We start from the raw sequence: 20127 nt of genomic DNA, 5'->3' as shown, positions 1-20127 counted from the left end.
GTTACCGATCCAGTAACGGTGTTTTGCTTCAAAGGCCCGGAATAGACACCTCGATTGCGACCTTGGTAGCGGGACAGAAGTCGGCGCAATTCACTAGACTGCACGTCCTGCTACCTGTTGCCCGAGATAACAATCCATGTACCGTGACCGTATTCGCCTGCCTTCGTTGTTGGACAAAGTGATGAGCGCTGCCGACGCTGCCGCTCTGATTGAGGACGGCATGACCGTCGGCATGAGTGGCTTTACCCGCGCCGGCGAAGCCAAGGCTGTCCCCCAGGCGCTGGCCGAGCGCGCCAAGGTCACGCCACTGAAGATCAGCCTGATGACTGGCGCAAGCCTGGGCAACGACCTCGACAAGCAGCTGACCGAAGCCGGCGTGCTGTCGCGACGCATGCCGTTCCAGGTCGACAGCACGCTGCGCAAGGCGATCAATGCCGGTGAAGTCATGTTCATCGACCAGCACTTGTCGGAAACCGTCGAGCAATTGCGCAACCAGCAACTGAAGCTGCCGGACATTGCCGTGATTGAAGCCGTAGCGATCACCGAGCAAGGGCATATCGTGCCAACCACCTCGGTGGGCAACTCGGCCAGCTTCGCGATCTTCGCCAAGCATGTGATTGTCGAGATCAACATGGCGCACAACCCGAACCTCGAAGGTCTGCACGACATCTATATTCCGACCTATCGCCCGACCCGCACCCCGATTCCATTGGTTAAAGTCGACGACCGCATTGGCAGCACCGCCATCCCGATCCCGGCGGAAAAAATCGTCGCCATCGTAGTCACCAACCAGGCTGACTCACCTTCCACTGTGCTGGCACCGGACGCCGAGACCCAAGCCATTGCCGATCACCTGATCGACTTCTTCAAACAGGAAGTGGCCGCCGGACGCATGACCAACAAGCTCGGTCCACTGCAAGCCGGCATCGGTACCATCGCCAACTCGGTGATGTGCGGCCTGATCGACTCGCCGTTCGAAGACCTGACGATGTACTCCGAGGTGCTGCAAGACTCGACCTTCGACCTGATCGACGCAGGCAAGCTGAGCTTTGCTTCGGGCAGCTCGATCACCCTGTCGAGCCGGCGCAATGCCGACGTGTTCGGCAATCTGGAGCGCTACAAGGACAAGCTGGTCCTGCGCCCGCAGGAGATTTCCAACCACCCTGAAGTCGTGCGCCGCCTGGGCATCATCGGTATCAACACGGCACTGGAGTTCGACATCTATGGCAACGTCAACTCCACTCACGTCTGCGGCACGCGGATGATGAACGGTATCGGTGGTTCGGGTGACTTCGCGCGCAACGCGCACCTGTCCGTGTTCGTGACCAAGTCGATCGCCAAGGGCGGTGCGATCTCCAGCGTGGTACCGATGGTCAGCCACGTTGACCATACCGAGCATGACGTCGACATCCTCGTGACCGAAGTGGGCCTGGCAGACTTGCGAGGCCTCGCGCCTCGGGAGCGTGCCCGGATCATCATCGACAAATGCGTGCACCCGGATTATCGCCAGGCGCTGAATGATTACTTTACCGCCGCATGCGCCATCGGCGGGCACACCCCGCACATCCTGCGTGACGCCCTGAGCTGGCACATAAACCTGGAAGAAACCGGGCAAATGCTGAAGAAGTAATTGCTACAGATAGCAGCTGGCGCAAACACAGTTTTCGCCAGCTTGCTCTTGCCACTTCGCAATATTAAAAAAACTGTACTGCTGTACTGGTCATTTCCTAGGGAAAATTCCCACTTCATCGAACAAAAACAGCACTTTTGCACCTTAACAGTGCAGACAAGTACAGTTGCCTCAATTTTGACCAGTACACCCCCTATAAACAGTTAACTGAGCTCTCACAATACAGATGAACTGTATCTACAGAGACTAGGCAAACAAGAGGATCATGGGCACCAGTTAAACCACTACCTAATCCCGCCACAAGCGGAAGGATGTCAACCATGGAACGTACACTCAGTTCCGAACTGTTCTTCGAAGACACTGCTGCAAAAACCCAGGCTTCCCTGCCTCTGCGCGTTATCGCCAACCTGATGCTGTGGCAGCGCCGCATTACCAGCCGCCATCAACTGGCTCGCCTGGATTCGCGTCTGCTGGCTGATGCCGGGATTAGTGAAGCACAACGCTACGAAGAGCTGAGCAAGCCGTTCTGGCGCTAAGTTAGCGTCGCTGGCTCTGACCCAAGGTCCACCGCCAGCAACCCGAATTGAAAAAACAAGACCCGTCGTGGGAAACCACGACGGGTCTTGTCGTTTTGGCCTGTCAAATCCGGTCTTACAGTAGGGATACCTGAAAACCAGTACAGTTTGTGAAAACACACAACTGAATAGGTACAATATCATCGCAGTGTGTCTGTCATGGATGTTCGGCCGGTGTCAGCATGGAACCTCTACTGATCAGGACAGGGACCGCGCCATGAATTCTTTACAGGATGTTTCCACTACCCCGGTTCAATCGAGAACTTGCCTGAACCGGGCCAGAGATCTGTTAACACGACTCTTCGCCAGTCTCGAAAGAGCGAGAACACGACGTTTACTGGCTCAACTCGATGATCGTCAGCTATCAGATCTTGGCATCAGCCACGCCGAACGCAGCAATGAACTGGATAAACCGTTCTGGCGCTGACCTCCTGCTTGCATGACAGGCTGTTCGAACCGACACACTCAGGCCTAATATCAGACCAGAACGTGGCGAGCGCCAAGCGCCTGGCGTCTGACTTTGCAGACACTGCGCCATTTTTAAATTGGTTTACCCAAAGGAGTTACCCCATGTCCCGACTTCGCCTGCTCAGTGCTGCAGCCCTGCTTGCCGTAGCTGCCAACGCCAGCGCAACCAGCTTCATCGTCACCACCGACGCTGTCGTCAATGCGCTCAAAGCCACCTCCGATGCGACCACCGACGTCGTTTCGTCGTCGTTCAAGGATGACAAGATCGTGCTCGCGGCCCGTGACGACGCTGCCAGCTTCGTCGCCAGCGAAGGCTCCATCCGCGGCGTGAAGCTCGAAAGCGCCCTCGACCACATTCGCCACCAGGCGCCACAGCTGAGCGCAAGCGACGCACAACTGGCGCAAGCGATCCTGACAATCTAAAAAGCTGCACAGACAAGGGGGCACGCCCGGCGTGTCCCAGTGTTTCAACGCTGGCTCTAGAATGGGCCTTGCGCTAGCCTTGGGACTCACATTCAACTGTCGAGTCTCATGCGTTTTCCTTCAAATCTCTTGATTGCTCCAGTCTTTCTTGGCCTTGGTTACTGTGGATCAGCCCACGCTTACGACGCCTTCAACCTGTCCACCCAAGGCATTGTCGCCAGCGGTTACGCCACAAGTTTGGTGACCAGCGCCCCCTTCGACCATAAACTGCTGCTCGCCGCCCAGGATGACGCTGCGGCATTCATTGCCAGTGACGGCCATCTGAGAGGTGCACGACTGGAGTCGGCCCTGCGGTATCTGCACCGAACCCGGGCAAAACTTCATGCCAGCGACCTTGAACTGGCACAAGCAATTCTCGTCCAATAGTTATCCCTGCTTTTCTGGAGTCGTTCCATGCGTAACCCGCTGATTGCTGCCACCTTAGGCCTGCTGCTGTTGGCCGATGTGGCCCAGGCACATACTCTGGTTGCCACCAGTAACATGCTGATCCGTGCCACCCAGCGCACCCTCGATTTCACCTCCGACACCACCACCTCCATTCGCGACTCGAAAATCGTGCGCGAGGCCCAGGACGACGCCGCCAGTTTCGTTGCCAGCAATGGCGACATTCGTGGCGCTCACCTGGAATCCGCTTTCGACTTGCTGCGCACCCGCGTGCCGGAAGCCCGTGACGCCAGCGACCGGGATCTCGCCGAAGCCATCCTCGCACTGTGAGGCGTCCAGGCGCCTGGCTGTTGGCCGCGGCCCTGTTGCTGCTCGGCAACACGGCCCACGCAGGCCTTCAGCTGCATCTCAAAAGCGAAGGCCTGACTCCTGCGCAACAACAAGCCAGCCAGACGTTGCTCAATGAAGCCATGCAGGCGCTGCCGCCACGCTTTATCGAGCAACTCGATCGACGCATCGACGTCGGCTGGACCGATGACATGCCGCGCAACGCCTACGGTCAGGCATCCCTGGTGTCCGAGCTCGATCTGAACCGCAACCTGCTGGCCGGCCTCACCGATGGCAGCGCCGCGACCAGAAAAACCCATCGCCCCCATGGCACCGTGCGCCAGGAACTGCTGGCTACGGTGCTGCACGAACTGACGCACATCTACGATCGCTCGCGCCTGTGGCCGGATGCCGAACGCAAGCTGATTCAGCGTTGCACCCAGCGCAACAACAGCTCAGGGCTGATTGGCATTCCCGACCAATGTCGAGGCCAGTCCGATCGGCGCTTTACCCTCAGCGACGATCCGCGCCTGCTCGACCTCGCCGGCTGGCAGCAATACGTAGGCCGTCGTGGTGAACGCGAACAGCACAATCGCCAGATTGCCCGCAGCCCGGATCTCTACGAGACCAGCAGTCCAAAGGAATTCGTCGCGGTCAACATGGAGTACTTCCTCCTCGACCCGAGCTACGCCTGTCGCCGCCCGGCGCTGTACCGCTACTACAAGGAACATTTCGGCTGGGCGCCCGCCGCCAAGGACACCTGCAGCAAAACCTTCGCTTTCCTCAATGCCGGCAACGATTTCGCCAAGACACCTTTGGGCCAGGTCGATCCGGAGCGGGTCTATGCCGTTGACTATCTGCTGGCCGAGGCTAACCAGAACCTGTTCAGCCGCTGGGGCCACAGCATGTTGCGCCTGGTGATCTGTGCGCCGGGCCGACCACGCGGACCGGATTGTCGACTGGACCTGGACCAGCATCTGGTGCTGTCGTACCGCGCCTTCGTCGGCGACGTACAGCTGTCGAGCTGGGATGGCCTGGTCGGTAAATACCCGTCGCGGCTGTTTATCCTGCCGCTGTCCCAGGTCATCGACGAATACACCAAGACCGAACTGCGCAGCCTGGCCTCCGTACCCTTGAACCTCTCGCGCAATGAGATTGAAGACGTGGTGGAACGTGCCGCGGAGATGCACTGGAGCTACGACGGCAACTACTTCTTCCTGTCAAACAACTGCGCGGTGGAGGAACTGAAACTGCTGCGCGGCGGCACCAACAACCCACAACTGGTGGGACTCGACAACATCATGCCCAACGGTTTGCTGGAAGTGCTCAAGGGCCGCGGACTGGCGGACACCAGCGTGCTGGACGATCCGCGAGAGGCCTTGCGCCTGGGTTATCGCTTCGACTCCTTCCGCGAACGCTATCAGGCCATGTTCGAGATCCTGAAAAAGCAGTTGCCGATCAAGCAGGACACCGTCGAAGAATGGCTCGACTTGAAAGCCGCGCAGCGTCGGCAATGGTTCGAGCAGGCCGATTTGCGCACCAGTGCGGCGTTGCTTCTGCTGGAGCAAGCGAGTTTCCGGCAACAGTTGCTATTGGCCCAGGATGAAGTGAAACAGCGTTATCTGGGCGCCCGAGAGCTGAAGAATGGCGGCATGGACAAGGCCAACGAGACGCTCAAGGACATTCTCGCCAACAGTGGCTTCCTCAGCCGGCCGGCGGAGCTGCTGGGCACCAACGGTTACGGCTTGCCACAACCGAGCGAGTGGCAGCATCTGGAAGCGGAAAGCAGCCAGCGCCAGAAGCAGCTCCTGGCGCTGTCCGGGGATCTGGACAAGGAAGTCAGAGCGTTGCTTGAACCGGGCCGGGCCGCGGAAATGGCCGCCAACGAGGCCAACGTGAAGCAGATTGGCGAGCACCTGCGCAAGCTGCACAAGGCGTCGGGCGGGATAGAGTTGCCTTGACCCCTTAGGTTGCTGCATTTNCCAACGTGAAGCAGATTGGCGAGCACCTGCGCAAGCTGCACAAGGCGTCGGGCGGGATAGAGTTGCCTTGACCCCTTAGGTTGCTGCATTTTGTGGCGAGGGGGCTTGCCCCCGTTGGGTTGCGAAGCGGCCCCAGCACTCGTCACTTGAGTCGCCGGGCCGGCTGCGCCGTCCAACGGGGGCAAGCCCCCTCGCCACAATGAGTATGCTACTTAGTACAGAACCCCCTGCAGAACCTCATAGACCATCCCGGTTCCTGCCGCGATCAGCACAACGTCCGCGCCCGCGCGACGCCATTCGTAGCCCGGGTAATACGGCAACCGGCTCAACGCGCGGTTATCCAGGCGCTCGCCGTAATAGCCCCGAGGCAGCGGCCTGCCACGCACCACGATGACACCCGGTGGCGGTGGAGCACCGCGGACGAAATACACATGATTGTCGTGGATCGTCTGGCGAACAGGGGCGAAGTCCCGGGGTGGAGGCCCACCGCGATGGTAGTCCTGCGGGCCTCGGCGCTCGTCACCATGATAATCACCATGGTTATCGTAATGGCCGTGACCGTCGTGCTGATCAGCGTTGGCATGCAGGGTCGCGCCGAGCAGCAGCACACCGAGGCTGGCCATCAGGCGTTTCGACATTTTCATCAGGTCTTTCCTCACAACACACAGCAAAAAGGGCTTCAGAACGCAGTCCTGAAGCCCTCGGTCTTGCTGTTTAGTCTGTGCCGCGAGGCTCTAATTCCTCTGTATCAGGAACTTTACCCTCAGCTGACACGGGCTTTACGCACGCCGTCGGCCAATGCCGAGCAAAGGCTCAGCACACCATCGATCGCCTGATCCGGCGTCGAGGCATTGGCGATGTGATCGATCAGCGCCGAACCCACGACCACACCGTCCGCCAGACGCGCGATAGACGCTGCTTGCTCCGGCGTGCGAATGCCGAAACCGATGCTGATCGGCAGATCGGTATGGCGACGCAAACGCGCGACCGCTTCTTCAACGTGCTCCAGCGTCGCTGCGCCAGCACCGGTCACACCGGCAACGGACACGTAGTAAACAAACCCGGAGCTGCCGTTAAGCACGGTTGGCAGACGCACATCGTCGGTGGTCGGGGTGGTCAGACGGATGAAGTCCAGGCCGGCAGCCTGTGCCGGATCGCACAACTCGCCGTTATGCTCGGGAGGCATGTCGACCACGATCAGACCATCGACCCCGGCCTCTTTCGCTTCGGCGATAAAGCGCGGCACGCCATATTTGTGGATCGGGTTGAAGTACCCCATCAGCACCAGCGGCGTTTCGTTGTTGTCCTTGCGGAACTCGCGAACCATTTGCAGGGTTTTCACCAGGTTCTGCTTGGCGGCCAGGGCACGGATGTTGGCGAGCTGGATCGCCGGGCCGTCGGCCATCGGATCGGTGAAGGGCATGCCCAGTTCGATGACGTCGGCGCCCGCTGCCGGCAAACCTTTGAGGATTGCCAGGGACGTGTCATAGCCCGGATCGCCAGCGGTCACGAAGGTCACCAGGGCGGCGCGGTTCTGTTCCTTGAGTTCGGCAAAACGCGTTTGCAGGCGGCTCATCAGTGTTTCTCCTGCTTCGATTGTTCCATATGGTGCATCACGGTCTGCATGTCTTTGTCGCCACGGCCGGACAGGTTGACCACCATCAGGTGATCCTTCGGCAGCTTCGGTGCGCGTTTGAACACCTCGGCCAGGGCATGGGCGCTTTCCAGGGCAGGGATGATCCCTTCCAGGCGGCAGCATTGGTGGAACGCGGCGAGGGCTTCGTCGTCAGTCACCGAGGTGTACTGAACGCGGCCGATGTCGTGCAACCAGGCGTGTTCCGGACCGATGCCAGGGTAATCGAGGCCGGCAGAGATCGAGTGGGCATCGATGATCTGGCCATCGTCGTCCTGCAGCAGGAAGGTGCGGTTGCCGTGCAGCACACCCGGTACGCCGCCATTCAGGCTGGCCGCATGCTTGCCGGTCTCGATGCCGTAGCCGGCCGCTTCGACGCCGATGATTTCGACGCTCTTGTCGTCGAGGAACGGGTGGAACAGGCCCATGGCGTTGGAGCCGCCACCAATGCACGCCACCAGGCTGTCCGGCAGGCGGCCTTCCTGGGCTTGCAGCTGCTCACGGGTTTCCTTGCCGATCACGGCCTGGAAGTCGCGAACCATTGCCGGGTAAGGGTGCGGACCGGCCACGGTGCCGATCAGGTAGAAGGTGCTGTCGACGTTGGTCACCCAGTCACGCAGGGCTTCGTTCATCGCATCCTTCAGCGTGCCGGTACCGGCCACCACCGGGATAACTTCGGCGCCCAGCAGCTTCATGCGAAACACGTTGGCCTGCTGACGTTCGATGTCGGTCGTGCCCATGTAGATCACGCAATCCAGACCGAAACGCGCAGCGACGGTGGCCGTGGCCACACCGTGCATGCCGGCGCCGGTCTCGGCAATGATGCGTTTCTTGCCCATGCGCCGCGCCAGCAGGATCTGGCCGATGCAGTTGTTGATCTTGTGCGCGCCGGTGTGGTTCAGCTCTTCGCGCTTGAGGTAGATCTTCGCGCCGCCACAGAACTCGGTCAGACGCTCGGCGAAGTACAGCGGGCTTGGACGGCCGACGTAGTCGCGCTGGAAGTAGGCCAGCTCTTCCTTGAATGCAGGATCGTCCTTGGCCAACTCATATTCACGGGCCAGGTCGAGGATCAACGGCATCAGGGTTTCGGCAACGTAGCGGCCACCGAACGCGCCAAACAGGCCGTTGGCATCAGGGCCGTTGCGCAGATTAGTCTGGGTCATTTGGCGCTCCAGTTGAATGCGTGAAGTGATGCATAAAGAGATAGTGGGCTTCACTCTACCCCTGACGCCCCGGCCTGAAAACCGATAAGATCGCCACAACCTGTCAGGAAAACTCACAGATCCCATGAGCCATGACCTTCCGCCGCTGAACGCGCTTCGCGCCTTCGAAGCCACCGCCCGCCTGAACAGCGTCAGTCAGGCGGCCGAGCAGCTGCACGTCACCCATGGGGCCGTCAGCCGGCAACTGAAAGTCCTCGAAGAGCACCTGGGTGTGAGCCTGTTCATCAAGGACGGTCGCGGCCTGAAACTCACAGATGCCGGGTTACGCCTGCGTGACGCCAGCAGCGAAGCCTTCGAGCGCCTGCGCAGTGTTTGCGCCGAACTCACACAAAGCACAGCCGACGCCCCGTTCGTGCTCGGTTGCTCGGGAAGCCTGCTGGCGCGCTGGTTTATCCCGCGACTGGGGAGACTCAACGCCGACCTGCCGGACTTGCGCCTGCACCTGTCGGCCGGAGAAGGCGATCTCGATCCGCGAAGACCGGGGCTGGACGCCTTGCTGGTCTTTGCCGAGCCACCGTGGCCGGCGGACATGCAGGTTTTCGAGCTGGCCGGCGAACGCATCGGTCCGGTCATGAGCCCCCGGTTCAGCGGCTATGAACGGCTCAGGCAAGCGCCGGAAACCGCACTGTTGAGCGAACCCTTGCTGCACACCACCTCACGCCCGCAAGCCTGGCCGAACTGGGCGCAACCACGCGGCCTCGACGCCAGGGCGTTGAAGTACGGTCAGGGATTTGAACATTTGTATTACTTGCTCGAAGCCGCCGTTGCCGGCCTGGGCGTGGCGATTGCCCCCGAACCCCTGGTGGCCGAGGACTTGAAGGCCGGCCGCCTGGTTGCACCATGGGGTTTCAGTGAAACCCCGGCACAACTGGCGTTGTGGCTACCCAAGCGCGCCGCGGACGGACGCGCCCGGCAACTGGCCCAGTGGCTCAGGAACGAGCTGCATCGAGCGGATTAATCACGCTTGCACAACAGGTAAGCGGCCAGCAGGCCCAATGCACCCACGGCGACACCGGCTGTTGTCCAGGGGTGCTCCTGGGCGTAGTCGCGGGTGGCAATCCCGGTTTCGCGGGTTTTGACCTTGACCTCTTCATAGGCATCGGCCAGCAGGTGGCGTGAGTGCCTCAAGGCATTCTCGGCGTTGCTTTTAAGGGTCTTGAGGGTTTTACGCGACTCGTCCGAGGCGTCGTCCTTCAGGCTTTCCAAAGACTTGAGCAGACTCTCGATCTCGGCTTCCATGCTTTGCAATGAGGCTTTGCGTAACGAGGTGTTGGCCATGGTGGCTCTCCTGCATTGGTGGTCAGTGGCGTGTGTTGGTTGGGACTTCAGGGGTGCGAGAAAGTGCAGAAAATCTGAACCTCATCCAGAGAACGCCCAACACAAGAAATAGGAAAAATCACTGCTAGGCTGTAATTCACACGCCGAGGAGAACGCCATGTCTGACCATCACACCTACAAGAAAGTCGAGCTGGTCGGCTCATCCACCAGCAGTATCGAAGATGCGATCAACAACGCACTGGCCGAAGCCAGTAAAAGCCTCAAGTACATGGAATGGTTTGAAGTGACCGAGACCCGAGGGCACATTCGGGACGGCAAGGCTGCGCACTTTCAGGTGACCTTGAAAGTCGGGTTTCGAATTGCCAGTAGCTGACTTTGGGCTAGTCTTCTGAACTTGCACGCCGGACGAATGCCATAGGGAATGGCAATGCGCTACATGAGTGCGTCCGGCTGACGGCTGGTTACCCCTATGATCCGACCAGGGAATGCAACCGATGAAGAAGTATATGTTGGTGGTAGGTTTGTTGAGCCTTGCGGGGACCGCATTGGCGGGCGGCAAGCCATGCGAAGAGCTGAAAGCAGAAATCGCAGCGAAACTCGATGCCAAGGGCGTTTCCGGATATTCGCTGGAGATTGTCGATAAAGGCGCCGCTGCCGGCGGGAAAGTTGTTGGTAAATGCGAGGCGGGCGCCAAAGTGATCGTCTATAAAAAGTAGGCAGAATTCCGCCTGAAAAAAAGCCGACACCACGGTGTCGGCTTTTTTACGCCTGGCGTTTGAGTATCAGCCTCGCATGACCTGCGCCAGCAACTCGTAGGAATGCACGCGATCCGAATGTTCGTACAGGTCACAGGTGAAAATCAGCTCGTCAGCCTGGGTCTGCTCAATCAGGACCTCGAGTTTGGCGCGGATTTTCTGCGGGCTGCCGATCATGGCCAGGCCAAGGAAATCGTGCACGGCCTCTCTCTCATGGGGCAGCCACAGGCCGTCCATGGTCTTGACCGGAGGGCGCTGCACCAGGCTTTGGCCACGCATCAGGGCAAGAATCCGCTGGAACACCGAAGTCGCCAGGTAATCGGCCTGCTCATCGGTATCGGCTGCCACCAATGGCACACCGAGCATCACGTAGGGTTTATCCAGTACGGCTGACGGCTTGAAGTGATTGCGGTACACCCTAATCGCTTCATGCATATAGCGCGGTGCGAAATGTGAAGCGAAGGCGTAGGGCAAACCGCGCTCACCCGCCAGTTGTGCGCTGAACAAGCTCGATCCCAACAACCAGACCGGCACATTGGTCCCGGTTCCCGGCATGGCGATGATGCGTTGATCCGGGGTACGCGGCCCGAGGTAGCGTACCAGTTCCGCTACATCTTCCGGGAAGTCGTCGGCGCTGCCGGAACGTTCGCGGCGCAGCGCACGTGCGGTCATCTGGTCGGAACCGGGGGCGCGACCCAGGCCCAGATCAATCCGGCCCGGATAAAGGCTTTCCAGGGTGCCGAACTGCTCGGCAATCACCAGCGGTGCATGGTTGGGCAACATCACTCCGCCCGAACCGACACGAATGGTCGATGTACCACCGGCCAGATAACCAAGCAGCACCGATGTCGCGGAACTGGCGATGCCGTCCATGTTGTGGTGCTCCGCTACCCAGAAGCGGTTGTAGCCGAACTTCTCGACGTGTTGCGCCAGGTCCAGCGAGTTGCGCAGCGACTGGGCCGCGCTGCCGTTCTCGCGCACCGGCACCAGATCGAGGGTCGAGAACTTGATATCGGACAGTCGTTTCATGAACCTGCTTCTCCAATTGAGGGCGCAGGTTTGTTCTTGCGAACGCAAACCTGCCGAATCCAAAAGCGTGTTCATGCAATGTGGGCATATACCCGAGTTTCAATAGCCTGGTAAAAAATCCCGCAAAAAAAGCAGATTTACCGGACGAGGTGAATATCTCCGGGCGACCCGGGTGCGATTCGAAGATCAACCTGGAGGCAACATCGGTCGGCTGGACTTTCATTGAAACGAAAAAGATCGCTGCCTTGCGCAACCTGCCGGGATCGTTCGGCAAAAGGTGCTCAAAACTGCGAACTTTTTTGCGTCGTGACAGATTTGCCCGCTAAAACTATGGTCGAATAAATGACAGCAGCAAAAACCCGTGAATATGCGTGCTGCCTCAAAGGAGCTTCAACCATGAAACGTTTTGCCCTGGCGGTTATCTGTTGCGCACTGGCCACTTCGGCCCTCGCAGCGCCGAAACCTTGCGAAGAACTCAAGGCCGAGATCGAAGCCAAGATTCAGGCCAGTGGCGTCACCGCCTACACACTTGAAATCGTCACCAACGACGAGGTGCACGACCAGAACATGGTCGTTGGCTCGTGCGAGAACGGCACCAAGAAAATCATCTACCAGAAGAACGACCGCTGACACTTCACATCAGGCAGTAGGATTCCCGATCTTCAGCGACGATCTCGCGCTTGGCGTTGTACAGCCGGGCCTCGGGTATGAAGGCGATTGAGCGACCCTGGAGCACATACCGCTGACCGGCTTCGAAATGATCGTAATTGATGGTCAGGTAGCAGATCCGTTCAGAGGGGCCGCTCATCATGCTCAATCCGCCACCACCGGGTACTTCAAAGTCGAAACGGACGATCAGTTCGTGGCTGCCCGGTGTAACCTCAAAGTAGCGCCCGTCGCGCAGGCGCTGCTTGTCCAGTCGTTCGGCCATCAGCAACTTGTCGTTAGGGAAGGGCGTAGAGAATTCTACCCAGGCCATCTTCGGATTAGCCGCCGGCATCGGGCTCTGGCAACCGGCAACAACACTGGCGGCGAGTAACAGCATCAACCTGCGCATGATGAATGCCCCAAGGGATTATGCATTCAGCATAACGCCGATCAGGTGTGTTGACATCCCGCGGGCTTGCCCTGGCCAATCACTTTTCGCTGCTGATCGTAGAGTTTCGCCCAAGGTCGAAAACCAATGTTTCCCGCCTGTAGCTCATAACGCTCACCCGCGTTGAAGTCGTTGAATTTCACGTTCAACTGACAATCGCGCCACAACGGCTCGGCGTTAGGACCGATGTTGGTGGGCTGGACCGGAAACTGATAGCGGACCGTCAACTCATGGCTACCGGGCTGGACTTCGAAATAGCGTTTATCGTCAGTGGCCTTGTTATCGACCTCCAGCGCCTGCAGCGCCGTATTTTTCTGCTTTGAGTCCAGGTCGATCCAGGCTTGCGCAGGATCAGGGCGAGGTATTCCGAAACCAGCACAGCCGGCCAGAAACAACAGGCCACCCGTCAGTACCAACTTGCGCATAGCGGAGCTCCATTCAAGCGGGATAGTCTTGTGCAAAGACTCTCCAAGGAAGAATTATTGTGTTCAGGCCGCTTCCTAGCCTTGATTTACTTGATCGCGTTTTTCGCGTTTTGTTTCCGTGTGTGTTGTTTTTGTTGCTCAACGGTTGCGCCAGCGTCAGCTATTACAGCCAGTTGGCCACCGGCCAACTGCAGTTACTGCGGGCCCGGGAGCCTGTTTCCAGTGTGATCGCCGACCCGGCGCGCGATGAAAAACTGCGCACACACCTGGAGCAATCGCAAAAGGCCCGAACGTTTGCCAGCCAGAAACTGCACCTGCCGGATAACCTGAGTTACCGCTTGTACGCGGACATTGGGCGTCCCTACGTCGTCTGGAATGTCTTCGCCACACCGGAATTTTCCCTCAAGCCCGTCAACCACTGCTTTCCCGTTGCCGGTTGCGTGGCCTACCGCGGTTACTACAGCCAGAGCGCCGCCCGCGGCGAAGCGGCCGTACAGCGCATACAGGGCTTGGACGTGTCGATTGGTGGCGTCGAAGCGTATTCGACGCTTGGCTGGTTCAATGACCCGATCATCAGTTCGATGATGGGCTGGGGCGACGAGCGACTGGCCACGCTGATCTTTCACGAGCTGGCCCATCAGCGCTTCTATGTGAAGGACGACACGGAGTTCAATGAGTCCTTTGCCACCTTCGTCGAGCAGGAAGGCACTCGCCAATGGCGCGCCTATCGCCTGCTGCCACCGGCTGACAATGCGCAGGCGCGGCAGCGCGACCAGTTCACCGAGTTGGTGCTCAAGACCCGCACCCGTCTGGAACAGCTCTACAGCTTGCCGTTGCCCACTGAACAAATGCGCCAGCGCAAGGCGGTCGAATTCGAGCGTTTGCGCAGCGACTACCGACAAATGCGCGACCGCCAGTGGGCTGGAGACAAACGCTACGACGCCTGGGTCTATGCCCCCATGAACAATGCCCGGCTATTGCCGTTTGGCTTGTACGATCAATGGGTACCGGCATTTACCGCGCTGTTCCATCAGGTGGATGGCAACTGGCTGCAGTTCTATGCTGCCGTGGAGAAGCTCGGCGCCTTGCCCACGGACGAGCGCAAGGCAGCGTTGAAAACCCTGGCTGACGGCACCCATCAACCAAAGAACCAGTAGCAGACCCCGATTGAACCCAGCACCCCGGCAAGCTCCGCCAGCAAGGCGCAGCCAACCGCATGGCGCGCGCGCTGGATGCCCACGGCGCCGAAGTACACCGCCAGGACATAGAACGTGGTCTCGGTGCTGCCCTGGACCGTTGCCGCCACCAGCGCCGGGAAGCTGTCTACGCCCGAGGTCCTCATGGTTTCAATCAACATCGCCCGGGCGGCGCTACCGGAGAAGGGTTTGACCATCGCCGTCGGCAACGCATCGACGAAGCGCGTATCCCAACCGGCCCACGCCACCAGATGGCGAATCCCGTCCAGGCCGAAGTCCAGTGCCCCGGAGGCGCGCAATACGCCCACCGCACAGAGCATCGCCACCAGGTAAGGCAGCAGGTTCCTGGCGACGTCGAAACCCTCTTTGGCACCTTCGACGAAGGCCTCGTAGACCTTCACTTTGCGCAGCGCACCAATCAGCAGAAACAGCATGATCAGGCCAAACAGCGTCAGGTTGCCGAGGATCGATGACAGGCCGGCCAGCGCGGTCGCTGAAAGGGTCGCCAGCAATGCCATGAACGCACCGAGGGCGAGGGCGCCAGGGATCAGGTAGGCCAGCACCACGGGGTCCCAGATGCGCAAGCGCTGCATGAACGCCACCGACAGGAAGCCGACAATGGTCGAGCAACTGGTCGCCAGCAGGATCGGCAGGAACACCAGCGTCGGGTCAGGCGCGCCTTGCTGGGCGCGATACATGAAGATGGTCACCGGCAGCAGGGTCAGCGAGGAGGCGTTGAGCACCAGGAACAGAATCTGGGCGTTGCTGGCGACGGTAGCGCTGGGATTGAGTTCTTGCAGCGCTTTCATGGCCTTGAGGCCGATCGGCGTGGCGGCGTTGTCCAGGCCCAGGCCATTGGCGGCGAAGTTGAGGGTGATCAGGCCGATGGCCGGATGACCCGGCGGAACCTCAGGCATCAGGCGCAAGAACAGCGGGCCCAAGGCCTTGGCCAACCATTCGACGATCCCGGCTTTCTCGGCAATGCGCAGAAAACCGAGCCAGAGGGTGAGGGTACCGAACAACAGCACCATGACTTCGACCGATAGCTTGGCCATGGCAAAAATGCTTTCCACCATCGCCGCGAATATCCCGGCGTTACCTCCAATCAGCCACTGAGCCAGCGCCGACACGGCTGCCACGATGAAGAAGCCAAGCCACAGGCCATTGAGCATCAGTCAAATCCCCCAAAAGATCCGCGAATGATAGCGGGGTGGCCAGAAACGACAAACCCCGAATTTCTTCGGGGTTTGTCTGTTATTGCCTGCACCACTCCCACAAGGGAGATGGCATCAGTTCTTGGAAATTTCACCCACCGGCAATTTTTCCTTGCTGCGCCAGTGCGGCAGGGAGTTCCAGTAGCGCTGGCCCTTGGCGTCGTCGTACATGCCTTCCCAACGAGCGATAACCAGAACAGCCAGGGCGTTGCCGATCACGTTCAGTGCGGTACGGGCCATGTCCATGACGCGGTCGACACCGGCGATGAACGCCAGGCCTTCCAGTGGAATACCGACGCTGCCCAAGGTGGCCAGCAGCACCACGAAGGACACGCCCGGTACGCCGGCGATGCCTTTGGAGGTGACCATCAACGTCAGTACCAGCAGCAGTTGCTGGCTGATCGACAGGTCGATGCCATACAGCTGGGCAATGAAGATCGCCGCGATGCTTTGGTACAGGGTCGAACCGTCGAGGTTGAACGAGTAACCGGTCGGTACCACGAAGCTGCAAATGGCTTTCGGCGCACCGTAGGCTTCCATCTTCTCGATCACGCGCGGCAGCACGGTTTCAGAAGAAGCGGTGGAGTAGGCCAGCACCAGCTCATCCTTGAAGATGCGCATCAGCTTGATCACCGAGAAGCCGAACAGGCGTGCGATCAGGCCCAGGATCACGAAAGCGAAGAAGGCGATGGCGACGTAAACCAGAATCACCAGTTTGGCCAGCGGCAGCAGCGACGCGAAGCCGAAGTTGGCCACGGTCACCGCGATCAGCGCGAACACGCCGATCGGGGCGTAGTTCATGATCATGTGAGTGACCTTGAACATGCTTTCCGATACGCCCTGGAACATCTTCACCAGCGGCTCGCGCAGGTCTGCCTGCAGGCTCGACAGGCCAAGACCGAACAATACGGAGAAGAAGATGATCGGCAGCATTTCGCCGCGGGCCATGGCCGCGAAGATGTTCGACGGGATCAGGTTGAGGATGGTTTCGATGAACGCGTGTTCATGCTGAACCTCGGCCGCCGTGGCCTGGTACTTGGAAATGTCCACAGTGCCCAGGGTGCTCATGTCGATGCCGGCACCCGGATGGAACAGGTTGGCCAGCAACAGACCGACCACGATGGCGATGGTGGTGACGATCTCGAAGTAAATGATGGTCTTGAGGCCGATACGCCCCAGTTTCTTGGCGTCACCGACGCCTGCGATGCCGACGACCAGGGAGGAAATGACGATCGGAATCACGATCATCTTGATCAGACGGATAAAGATATCGCCTGCCGGTTGCAGGACGTTGCTGATCCACCAGGCTTTTTCGGCACTGAAATGGTTGAGCAGCGCACCGATTGCAATCCCCAATACCAGACCGATGAGGATCTGCCAGGCGAGGCTAAGCTTTGCCTTCTTCATATCTTTACCCTTACTTGCGTTTGACTCAGGGAGATGCGCGAACTGGAACGCTTATGGCGAAAAAGTCTAGTGCATCTTCCCCCCGTATAAGGTGCCCCGGAACGCGTATTCACGGCTCTCTGGCAGGCGAAAAAAGGCGCAACTATTCCGATGCAAGGAAGCGCCGTCTAATGCCGTAAACGCCTACCCTATGCCGAATCGGCATGAGGTTTTTTTACTGAAAGCGACGTCGCAATCGGTTCGAATGCGACATTTCGGCAGGCAAAAGTGCCGTGAACCGGTCATCACAGAGCAGATTGAACATTTATTGAGCGGTGGCCGAGCGTTGATTTTTCAGCAAAATCCCGCAGGACGAAGCGAAAAATCGTGGCCAAAGAAAGGTTATTATTCTCGATATACGGTCGCGGGTGAAACACCGGGAAAAGTATTTTGCGACGCGTCAACGACAAGGAAGCGAAAACAGTGGTGAAAACGAGACGGGCGCTCTATTTCAATGTGTTGCGTGATCAAGCCCTTCGCAAGTCCGTCGAGCCATGGGGGTGCGACGAACTTGCGCAGCAGCTTTTCCTGACCCGGCCCTTGCGCAGGCACTCCCTGTACCCGTAGGTCACTCCGCCCCTGAAACAGGCAGAACGTCCCGACCCCATGGTCATGCGCCAGCCTTCCTCAGGTGACGCAGGTGGAAGAAGGCGCCGTGGCCTCCTCTCGTATCAGCCTCGACCGCGACGGCCAAAGAAGAAGGAAGCGATGAACATTACCAGGAACACGACAAACAGAATCTTGGCGATACCCGTGGCGGTGCCCGCGATACCACCGAAGCCCAGTACGGCAGCGACGATGGCGATGATCAGGAATGTAATTGCCCAGCTCAACATGGTGATTCTCCTTACGCTTCTGTTTGGAGTTGCTGCGTTTCCCGGCGCATCGGGTGCGGCGGAAGTTTTGTCTAGAACACCCAACGCTCTTGATGACGCATCTCACCCACAGGCCTGGCCTGGTCGACATCCATCATGTGCATCGGGGTGCTATCGGCCTGACCGCTGCCGACAGCGCTGAATTGGGTTTGGGTCGGATGTGGCATCGACAGGAATGGCGCTTGCGGCTGCCGACCCTGCTCCCAGCGCAGAAACTGCTGGCCGCAGATCAAGGTGAGCAACAGCGCCAGAACAGCAAACAGCCCTTGCTGGATATGCACAGGCGACAGACGCAGGTGGGCGGCACGTTGACGGTTCATCCTGGAGCTCCTACCACTCGGGTCGGTATTCACTAGCGGGCGCTTGTTTTTGAATGCCCTGGTTAACCAGACATCTGCAGAGCGCATGCCAGCTTTGATTCGAAATAATCTCCTTTAATTTCAATATGTTATGAGCTCAAAAGAAATCACTTCGCGCGCATCCTGCACGATGCCACCGGTGCAGTCGTGCGTATTGCACGATTCGTTTAAAGGGCAGGTGTAAATTTTTTGAATTGGGAGGAGGGCATGGATGTCAGAAATACACGCGGTGCGCTGTCAGAAACGGGACATCTATCAAAAGCCCCGCATAATCAGCTGACTAACCGATACATCGGATGAAAGCTACCCTGCAATGACAGCATTGGCTCAGTATCAATCATGCAACTTGCCCGATTTTTCCGGGCCTAAATAAAGATCATTCATTAAGGAGCGCAGGAAAATGGAATCAGCCACTGAGCATCAAGGCCGCATTCTGCTGGTGGACGATGAGTCCGCGATCCTGCGTACCTTCCGTTATTGCCTTGAAGACGAAGGCTACAGCGTGGCCACCGCCACCAGTGCCGCGCAGGCAGACACACTGTTACAGCGGCAGGTCTTCGACCTGTGCTTCCTCGATTTGCGTCTGGGTGAAGACAACGGCCTCGATGTGCTGGCCCAGATGCGCATCCAGGCGCCCTGGATGCGCGTGGTGATCGTCACCGCGCACTCGGCCGTCGACACGGCGGTGGACGCGATTCAGGCCGGTGCCGCCGACTATCTGGTCAAACCCTGCAGCCCCGATCAACTGCGGCTGGCAACCGCCAAGCAACTGGAGGTGCGGCAACTGTCGGCACGCCTGGAAGCCCTGGAAGGAGAAGTGCGCAAGCCCAAGGACGGGCTCGATTCCCACAGCCCCGCCATGAAAGTGGTACTCGAAACCGCCCGCCAGGTTGCCACGACTGATGCCAATATCCTGATTCTTGGTGAGTCCGGTACCGGCAAGGGCGAACTGTCCCAAGCCATTCACGGCTGGAGCAAGCGCGCGAAGAAATCCTGCGTCACGATCAACTGCCCGTCGCTGACCGCCGAGCTCATGGAAAGCGAACTCTTCGGCCACAGCCGCGGCGCTTTCACCGGCGCCAGCGAAAGCACCCTGGGCCGAGTCAACCAGGCTGACGGCGGGACGCTGTTTCTCGACGAAATCGGCGACTTTCCCCTGACATTGCAACCCAAGTTGCTGCGTTTCATTCAGGACAAGGAATATGAACGCGTCGGTGATCCGGTGACCCGTCGTGCCGATGTGCGCATCCTTGCGGCCACCAACCTCAACCTTGAGGACATGGTCCGCGACGGGCGCTTCCGTGAAGACCTGCTCTATCGCCTGAATGTCATTACCTTGCACCTGCCACCGCTACGCGAACGCCGCGAAGATATTCTCAACCTGGCCGATCGTTTCCTGGCGCGCTTCGTCAAGGAGTACGCCCGTCCCGCGCGCGCCTTCAGCGATGAGGCCCGGGAAGCGCTGCTGGGCTATCGCTGGCCAGGCAACATTCGTGAACTGCGCAACGTGATCGAGCGGGCGAGCATCATCTGTCCGCAGGAGCGAGTCGAGATCAGTCACTTGGGCATGGCCGAAACCCCGGTCAACAATGCACCGCGCATCGGCGCGGCATTGAGCCTGGATGAGCTGGAAAAGGCCCACATCGGCGCGGTCCTTGCCACCGCCGACACGCTGGACCAAGCGGCCAAGACCCTGGGTATCGACGCCTCGACGCTGTACCGCAAACGCAAGCAGTACAATTTGTGAGC

24 protein-coding genes are annotated in these 20127 nt (G+C 59.1%); 13 read left to right on the top strand and 11 right to left on the bottom strand.

Features of this window, described 5'->3' with window-relative positions:
• Positions 1-136: 136 nt before the first annotated feature.
• The 7 genes from ACLD1X_RS12140 to ACLD1X_RS12110 all read left to right on the top strand — a co-directional run bounded on the left by ACLD1X_RS12140 (position 137) and on the right by ACLD1X_RS12110 (position 5828).
• Entirely contained in the window at positions 137-1630 is a 1494-nt protein-coding gene (locus ACLD1X_RS12140; protein ID WP_108218708.1) for an acetyl-CoA hydrolase/transferase family protein, read from the top strand.
• Between the two features lie 320 nt (positions 1631-1950).
• Positions 1951-2166, top strand: coding sequence for a DUF1127 domain-containing protein (locus ACLD1X_RS12135; RefSeq protein ID WP_008018491.1), 216 nt, complete (start codon positions 1951-1953; stop codon positions 2164-2166).
• Positions 2167-2422: 256 nt separating this feature from the next.
• Positions 2423-2632, top strand: coding sequence for a DUF1127 domain-containing protein (locus ACLD1X_RS12130; RefSeq protein ID WP_429367890.1), 210 nt, complete (start codon positions 2423-2425; stop codon positions 2630-2632).
• 143 nt (positions 2633-2775) lie between these two features.
• Positions 2776-3096 carry a DUF2388 domain-containing protein gene (locus ACLD1X_RS12125; RefSeq protein WP_429367888.1) on the top strand — a complete coding sequence of 107 codons (321 nt, stop codon included), beginning with the start codon at positions 2776-2778 and terminating at the stop codon, positions 3094-3096.
• Between the two features lie 108 nt (positions 3097-3204).
• The gene (locus ACLD1X_RS12120; RefSeq protein ID WP_429367886.1) at positions 3205-3522 is read left to right on the top strand and encodes a DUF2388 domain-containing protein; all 318 of its coding nucleotides are present in this window, start codon (positions 3205-3207) and stop codon (positions 3520-3522) included.
• Between the two features lie 27 nt (positions 3523-3549).
• Positions 3550-3870, top strand: coding sequence for a DUF2388 domain-containing protein (locus ACLD1X_RS12115; protein WP_429367884.1), 321 nt, complete (start codon positions 3550-3552; stop codon positions 3868-3870).
• Positions 3867-5828, top strand: coding sequence for a DUF4105 domain-containing protein (locus tag ACLD1X_RS12110; protein WP_429367882.1), 1962 nt, complete (start codon positions 3867-3869; stop codon positions 5826-5828). Before ACLD1X_RS12115 ends, ACLD1X_RS12110 begins: the two co-directional genes overlap by 4 nt.
• A 233-nt stretch (positions 5829-6061) precedes the next feature.
• Here the strand turns inward: ACLD1X_RS12110 and ACLD1X_RS12105 are convergent, their stop codons facing one another.
• The 3 genes from ACLD1X_RS12105 to trpB form a co-directional block, all read right to left on the bottom strand.
• Positions 6062-6493 carry an anti-virulence regulator CigR family protein gene (locus tag ACLD1X_RS12105; protein ID WP_429367880.1) on the bottom strand — a complete coding sequence of 144 codons (432 nt, stop codon included), beginning with the start codon at positions 6491-6493 and terminating at the stop codon, positions 6062-6064.
• Positions 6494-6612: 119 nt separating this feature from the next.
• On the bottom strand, positions 6613-7425 hold the full coding sequence (gene trpA / locus ACLD1X_RS12100) for a tryptophan synthase subunit alpha (RefSeq protein WP_429367878.1): 813 nt from the start codon (positions 7423-7425) through the stop codon (positions 6613-6615).
• A complete protein-coding gene (gene trpB / locus ACLD1X_RS12095; RefSeq protein ID WP_429367876.1) occupies positions 7425-8645 on the bottom strand; it encodes a tryptophan synthase subunit beta in 1221 nt (406 codons plus the stop codon). Before trpB ends, trpA begins: the two co-directional genes overlap by 1 nt.
• Before the next feature lie 124 nt (positions 8646-8769).
• Between trpB and ACLD1X_RS12090 the strand changes: the two genes are divergently transcribed.
• On the top strand, positions 8770-9663 hold the full coding sequence (locus ACLD1X_RS12090) for a LysR family transcriptional regulator (RefSeq protein ID WP_429367874.1): 894 nt from the start codon (positions 8770-8772) through the stop codon (positions 9661-9663).
• Here ACLD1X_RS12090 and ACLD1X_RS12085 read toward each other — a convergent pair.
• A complete protein-coding gene (locus tag ACLD1X_RS12085) occupies positions 9660-9983 on the bottom strand; it encodes a DUF883 family protein (RefSeq protein ID WP_008018481.1) in 324 nt (107 codons plus the stop codon). The two genes, ACLD1X_RS12090 and ACLD1X_RS12085, sit on opposite strands and share 4 nt — an antisense overlap.
• 157 nt (positions 9984-10140) lie before the next feature.
• On the opposite strand from ACLD1X_RS12085, the gene ACLD1X_RS12080 reads away from it, so the two are divergent.
• Positions 10141-10356 (top strand): dodecin, encoded by a 216-nt coding sequence (locus tag ACLD1X_RS12080; RefSeq protein ID WP_008018480.1) that lies wholly within the window; start codon positions 10141-10143, stop codon positions 10354-10356.
• Between the two features lie 121 nt (positions 10357-10477).
• Entirely contained in the window at positions 10478-10699 is a 222-nt protein-coding gene (locus ACLD1X_RS12075; protein ID WP_429367871.1) for a DUF1161 domain-containing protein, read from the top strand.
• Positions 10700-10765: 66 nt separating this feature from the next.
• Here the strand turns inward: ACLD1X_RS12075 and ACLD1X_RS12070 are convergent, their stop codons facing one another.
• Positions 10766-11767 carry an LLM class flavin-dependent oxidoreductase gene (locus tag ACLD1X_RS12070; RefSeq protein WP_322617780.1) on the bottom strand — a complete coding sequence of 334 codons (1002 nt, stop codon included), beginning with the start codon at positions 11765-11767 and terminating at the stop codon, positions 10766-10768.
• 396 nt (positions 11768-12163) lie between these two features.
• Here ACLD1X_RS12070 and ACLD1X_RS12065 point away from each other — a divergent pair, with 396 nt between their 5' ends.
• Positions 12164-12397: a DUF1161 domain-containing protein gene (locus tag ACLD1X_RS12065; RefSeq protein ID WP_008018477.1), complete on the top strand. Its 234-nt coding sequence runs from the start codon at positions 12164-12166 to the stop codon at positions 12395-12397.
• Between the two features lie 4 nt (positions 12398-12401).
• Here ACLD1X_RS12065 and ACLD1X_RS12060 read toward each other — a convergent pair whose 3' ends face one another.
• Both ACLD1X_RS12060 and ACLD1X_RS12055 read right to left on the bottom strand, forming a co-directional pair.
• Positions 12402-12824, bottom strand: a complete 423-nt coding sequence (locus ACLD1X_RS12060; protein WP_429367868.1) for a hypothetical protein — start codon at positions 12822-12824, stop codon at positions 12402-12404.
• 41 nt (positions 12825-12865) lie between these two features.
• On the bottom strand, positions 12866-13288 hold the full coding sequence (locus ACLD1X_RS12055) for a hypothetical protein (RefSeq protein ID WP_429367867.1): 423 nt from the start codon (positions 13286-13288) through the stop codon (positions 12866-12868).
• A gap of 59 nt (positions 13289-13347) precedes the next feature.
• On the opposite strand from ACLD1X_RS12055, the gene ACLD1X_RS12050 reads away from it, so the two are divergent.
• Positions 13348-14445, top strand: a complete 1098-nt coding sequence (locus ACLD1X_RS12050; protein ID WP_429367865.1) for an aminopeptidase — start codon at positions 13348-13350, stop codon at positions 14443-14445.
• On the opposite strand, the gene ACLD1X_RS12045 is transcribed toward ACLD1X_RS12050, so the two are convergent.
• The 4 genes from ACLD1X_RS12045 to ACLD1X_RS12030 all read right to left on the bottom strand — a co-directional run bounded on the left by ACLD1X_RS12045 (position 14427) and on the right by ACLD1X_RS12030 (position 18339).
• Entirely contained in the window at positions 14427-15656 is a 1230-nt protein-coding gene (locus ACLD1X_RS12045; RefSeq protein ID WP_429367863.1) for a nucleoside recognition domain-containing protein, read from the bottom strand. The genes ACLD1X_RS12050 and ACLD1X_RS12045 overlap by 19 nt on opposite strands.
• 117 nt (positions 15657-15773) lie before the next feature.
• Positions 15774-17105: a glutamate/aspartate:proton symporter GltP gene (gene gltP / locus ACLD1X_RS12040; protein ID WP_429367861.1), complete on the bottom strand. Its 1332-nt coding sequence runs from the start codon at positions 17103-17105 to the stop codon at positions 15774-15776.
• 710 nt (positions 17106-17815) lie between these two features.
• A complete protein-coding gene (locus tag ACLD1X_RS12035) occupies positions 17816-17980 on the bottom strand; it encodes a DUF1328 domain-containing protein (protein WP_003170804.1) in 165 nt (54 codons plus the stop codon).
• Positions 17981-18051: 71 nt separating this feature from the next.
• Entirely contained in the window at positions 18052-18339 is a 288-nt protein-coding gene (locus ACLD1X_RS12030) for a hypothetical protein (protein ID WP_429367858.1), read from the bottom strand.
• A gap of 439 nt (positions 18340-18778) precedes the next feature.
• Between ACLD1X_RS12030 and algB the strand changes: the two genes are divergently transcribed.
• Positions 18779-20125: a sigma-54-dependent response regulator transcription factor AlgB gene (gene algB / locus ACLD1X_RS12025; protein ID WP_429367856.1), complete on the top strand. Its 1347-nt coding sequence runs from the start codon at positions 18779-18781 to the stop codon at positions 20123-20125.
• The last annotated feature ends 2 nt before the right edge of the window (positions 20126-20127 follow it).

It is taken from the genome of Pseudomonas sp. 18173 (assembly GCF_050432945.1).
Lineage (GTDB): Bacteria > Pseudomonadota > Gammaproteobacteria > Pseudomonadales > Pseudomonadaceae > Aquipseudomonas.
Note: the sequence above shows the minus strand (reverse complement) of the source record. Positions and strands in the feature narration are given on the sequence as shown.

Bases quoted from the DNA above. Each gene is read 5' to 3' on its own strand.
- ACLD1X_RS12140 (WP_108218708.1), top strand. From the start codon at position 137: ATGTACCGTGACCGTATTCGCCTGCCTTCGTTGTTGGACAAAGTGATG.
- ACLD1X_RS12135 (WP_008018491.1), top strand. From the start codon at position 1,951: ATGGAACGTACACTCAGTTCCGAACTGTTCTTCGAAGACACTGCTGCA.
- ACLD1X_RS12130 (WP_429367890.1), top strand. From the start codon at position 2,423: ATGAATTCTTTACAGGATGTTTCCACTACCCCGGTTCAATCGAGAACT.
- ACLD1X_RS12125 (WP_429367888.1), top strand. From the start codon at position 2,776: ATGTCCCGACTTCGCCTGCTCAGTGCTGCAGCCCTGCTTGCCGTAGCT.
- ACLD1X_RS12120 (WP_429367886.1), top strand. From the start codon at position 3,205: ATGCGTTTTCCTTCAAATCTCTTGATTGCTCCAGTCTTTCTTGGCCTT.
- ACLD1X_RS12115 (WP_429367884.1), top strand. From the start codon at position 3,550: ATGCGTAACCCGCTGATTGCTGCCACCTTAGGCCTGCTGCTGTTGGCC.
- ACLD1X_RS12105 (WP_429367880.1), bottom strand. From the start codon at position 6,493: ATGAAAATGTCGAAACGCCTGATGGCCAGCCTCGGTGTGCTGCTGCTC.
- trpA (WP_429367878.1), bottom strand. From the start codon at position 7,425: ATGAGCCGCCTGCAAACGCGTTTTGCCGAACTCAAGGAACAGAACCGC.
- trpB (WP_429367876.1), bottom strand. From the start codon at position 8,645: ATGACCCAGACTAATCTGCGCAACGGCCCTGATGCCAACGGCCTGTTT.
- ACLD1X_RS12090 (WP_429367874.1), top strand. From the start codon at position 8,770: ATGAGCCATGACCTTCCGCCGCTGAACGCGCTTCGCGCCTTCGAAGCC.
- ACLD1X_RS12085 (WP_008018481.1), bottom strand. From the start codon at position 9,983: ATGGCCAACACCTCGTTACGCAAAGCCTCATTGCAAAGCATGGAAGCC.
- ACLD1X_RS12080 (WP_008018480.1), top strand. From the start codon at position 10,141: ATGTCTGACCATCACACCTACAAGAAAGTCGAGCTGGTCGGCTCATCC.
- ACLD1X_RS12075 (WP_429367871.1), top strand. From the start codon at position 10,478: ATGAAGAAGTATATGTTGGTGGTAGGTTTGTTGAGCCTTGCGGGGACC.
- ACLD1X_RS12070 (WP_322617780.1), bottom strand. From the start codon at position 11,767: ATGAAACGACTGTCCGATATCAAGTTCTCGACCCTCGATCTGGTGCCG.
- ACLD1X_RS12065 (WP_008018477.1), top strand. From the start codon at position 12,164: ATGAAACGTTTTGCCCTGGCGGTTATCTGTTGCGCACTGGCCACTTCG.
- ACLD1X_RS12060 (WP_429367868.1), bottom strand. From the start codon at position 12,824: ATGCGCAGGTTGATGCTGTTACTCGCCGCCAGTGTTGTTGCCGGTTGC.
- ACLD1X_RS12055 (WP_429367867.1), bottom strand. From the start codon at position 13,288: ATGCGCAAGTTGGTACTGACGGGTGGCCTGTTGTTTCTGGCCGGCTGT.
- ACLD1X_RS12045 (WP_429367863.1), bottom strand. From the start codon at position 15,656: ATGCTCAATGGCCTGTGGCTTGGCTTCTTCATCGTGGCAGCCGTGTCG.
- gltP (WP_429367861.1), bottom strand. From the start codon at position 17,105: ATGAAGAAGGCAAAGCTTAGCCTCGCCTGGCAGATCCTCATCGGTCTG.
- ACLD1X_RS12035 (WP_003170804.1), bottom strand. From the start codon at position 17,980: ATGTTGAGCTGGGCAATTACATTCCTGATCATCGCCATCGTCGCTGCC.
- ACLD1X_RS12030 (WP_429367858.1), bottom strand. From the start codon at position 18,339: ATGAACCGTCAACGTGCCGCCCACCTGCGTCTGTCGCCTGTGCATATC.
- algB (WP_429367856.1), top strand. From the start codon at position 18,779: ATGGAATCAGCCACTGAGCATCAAGGCCGCATTCTGCTGGTGGACGAT.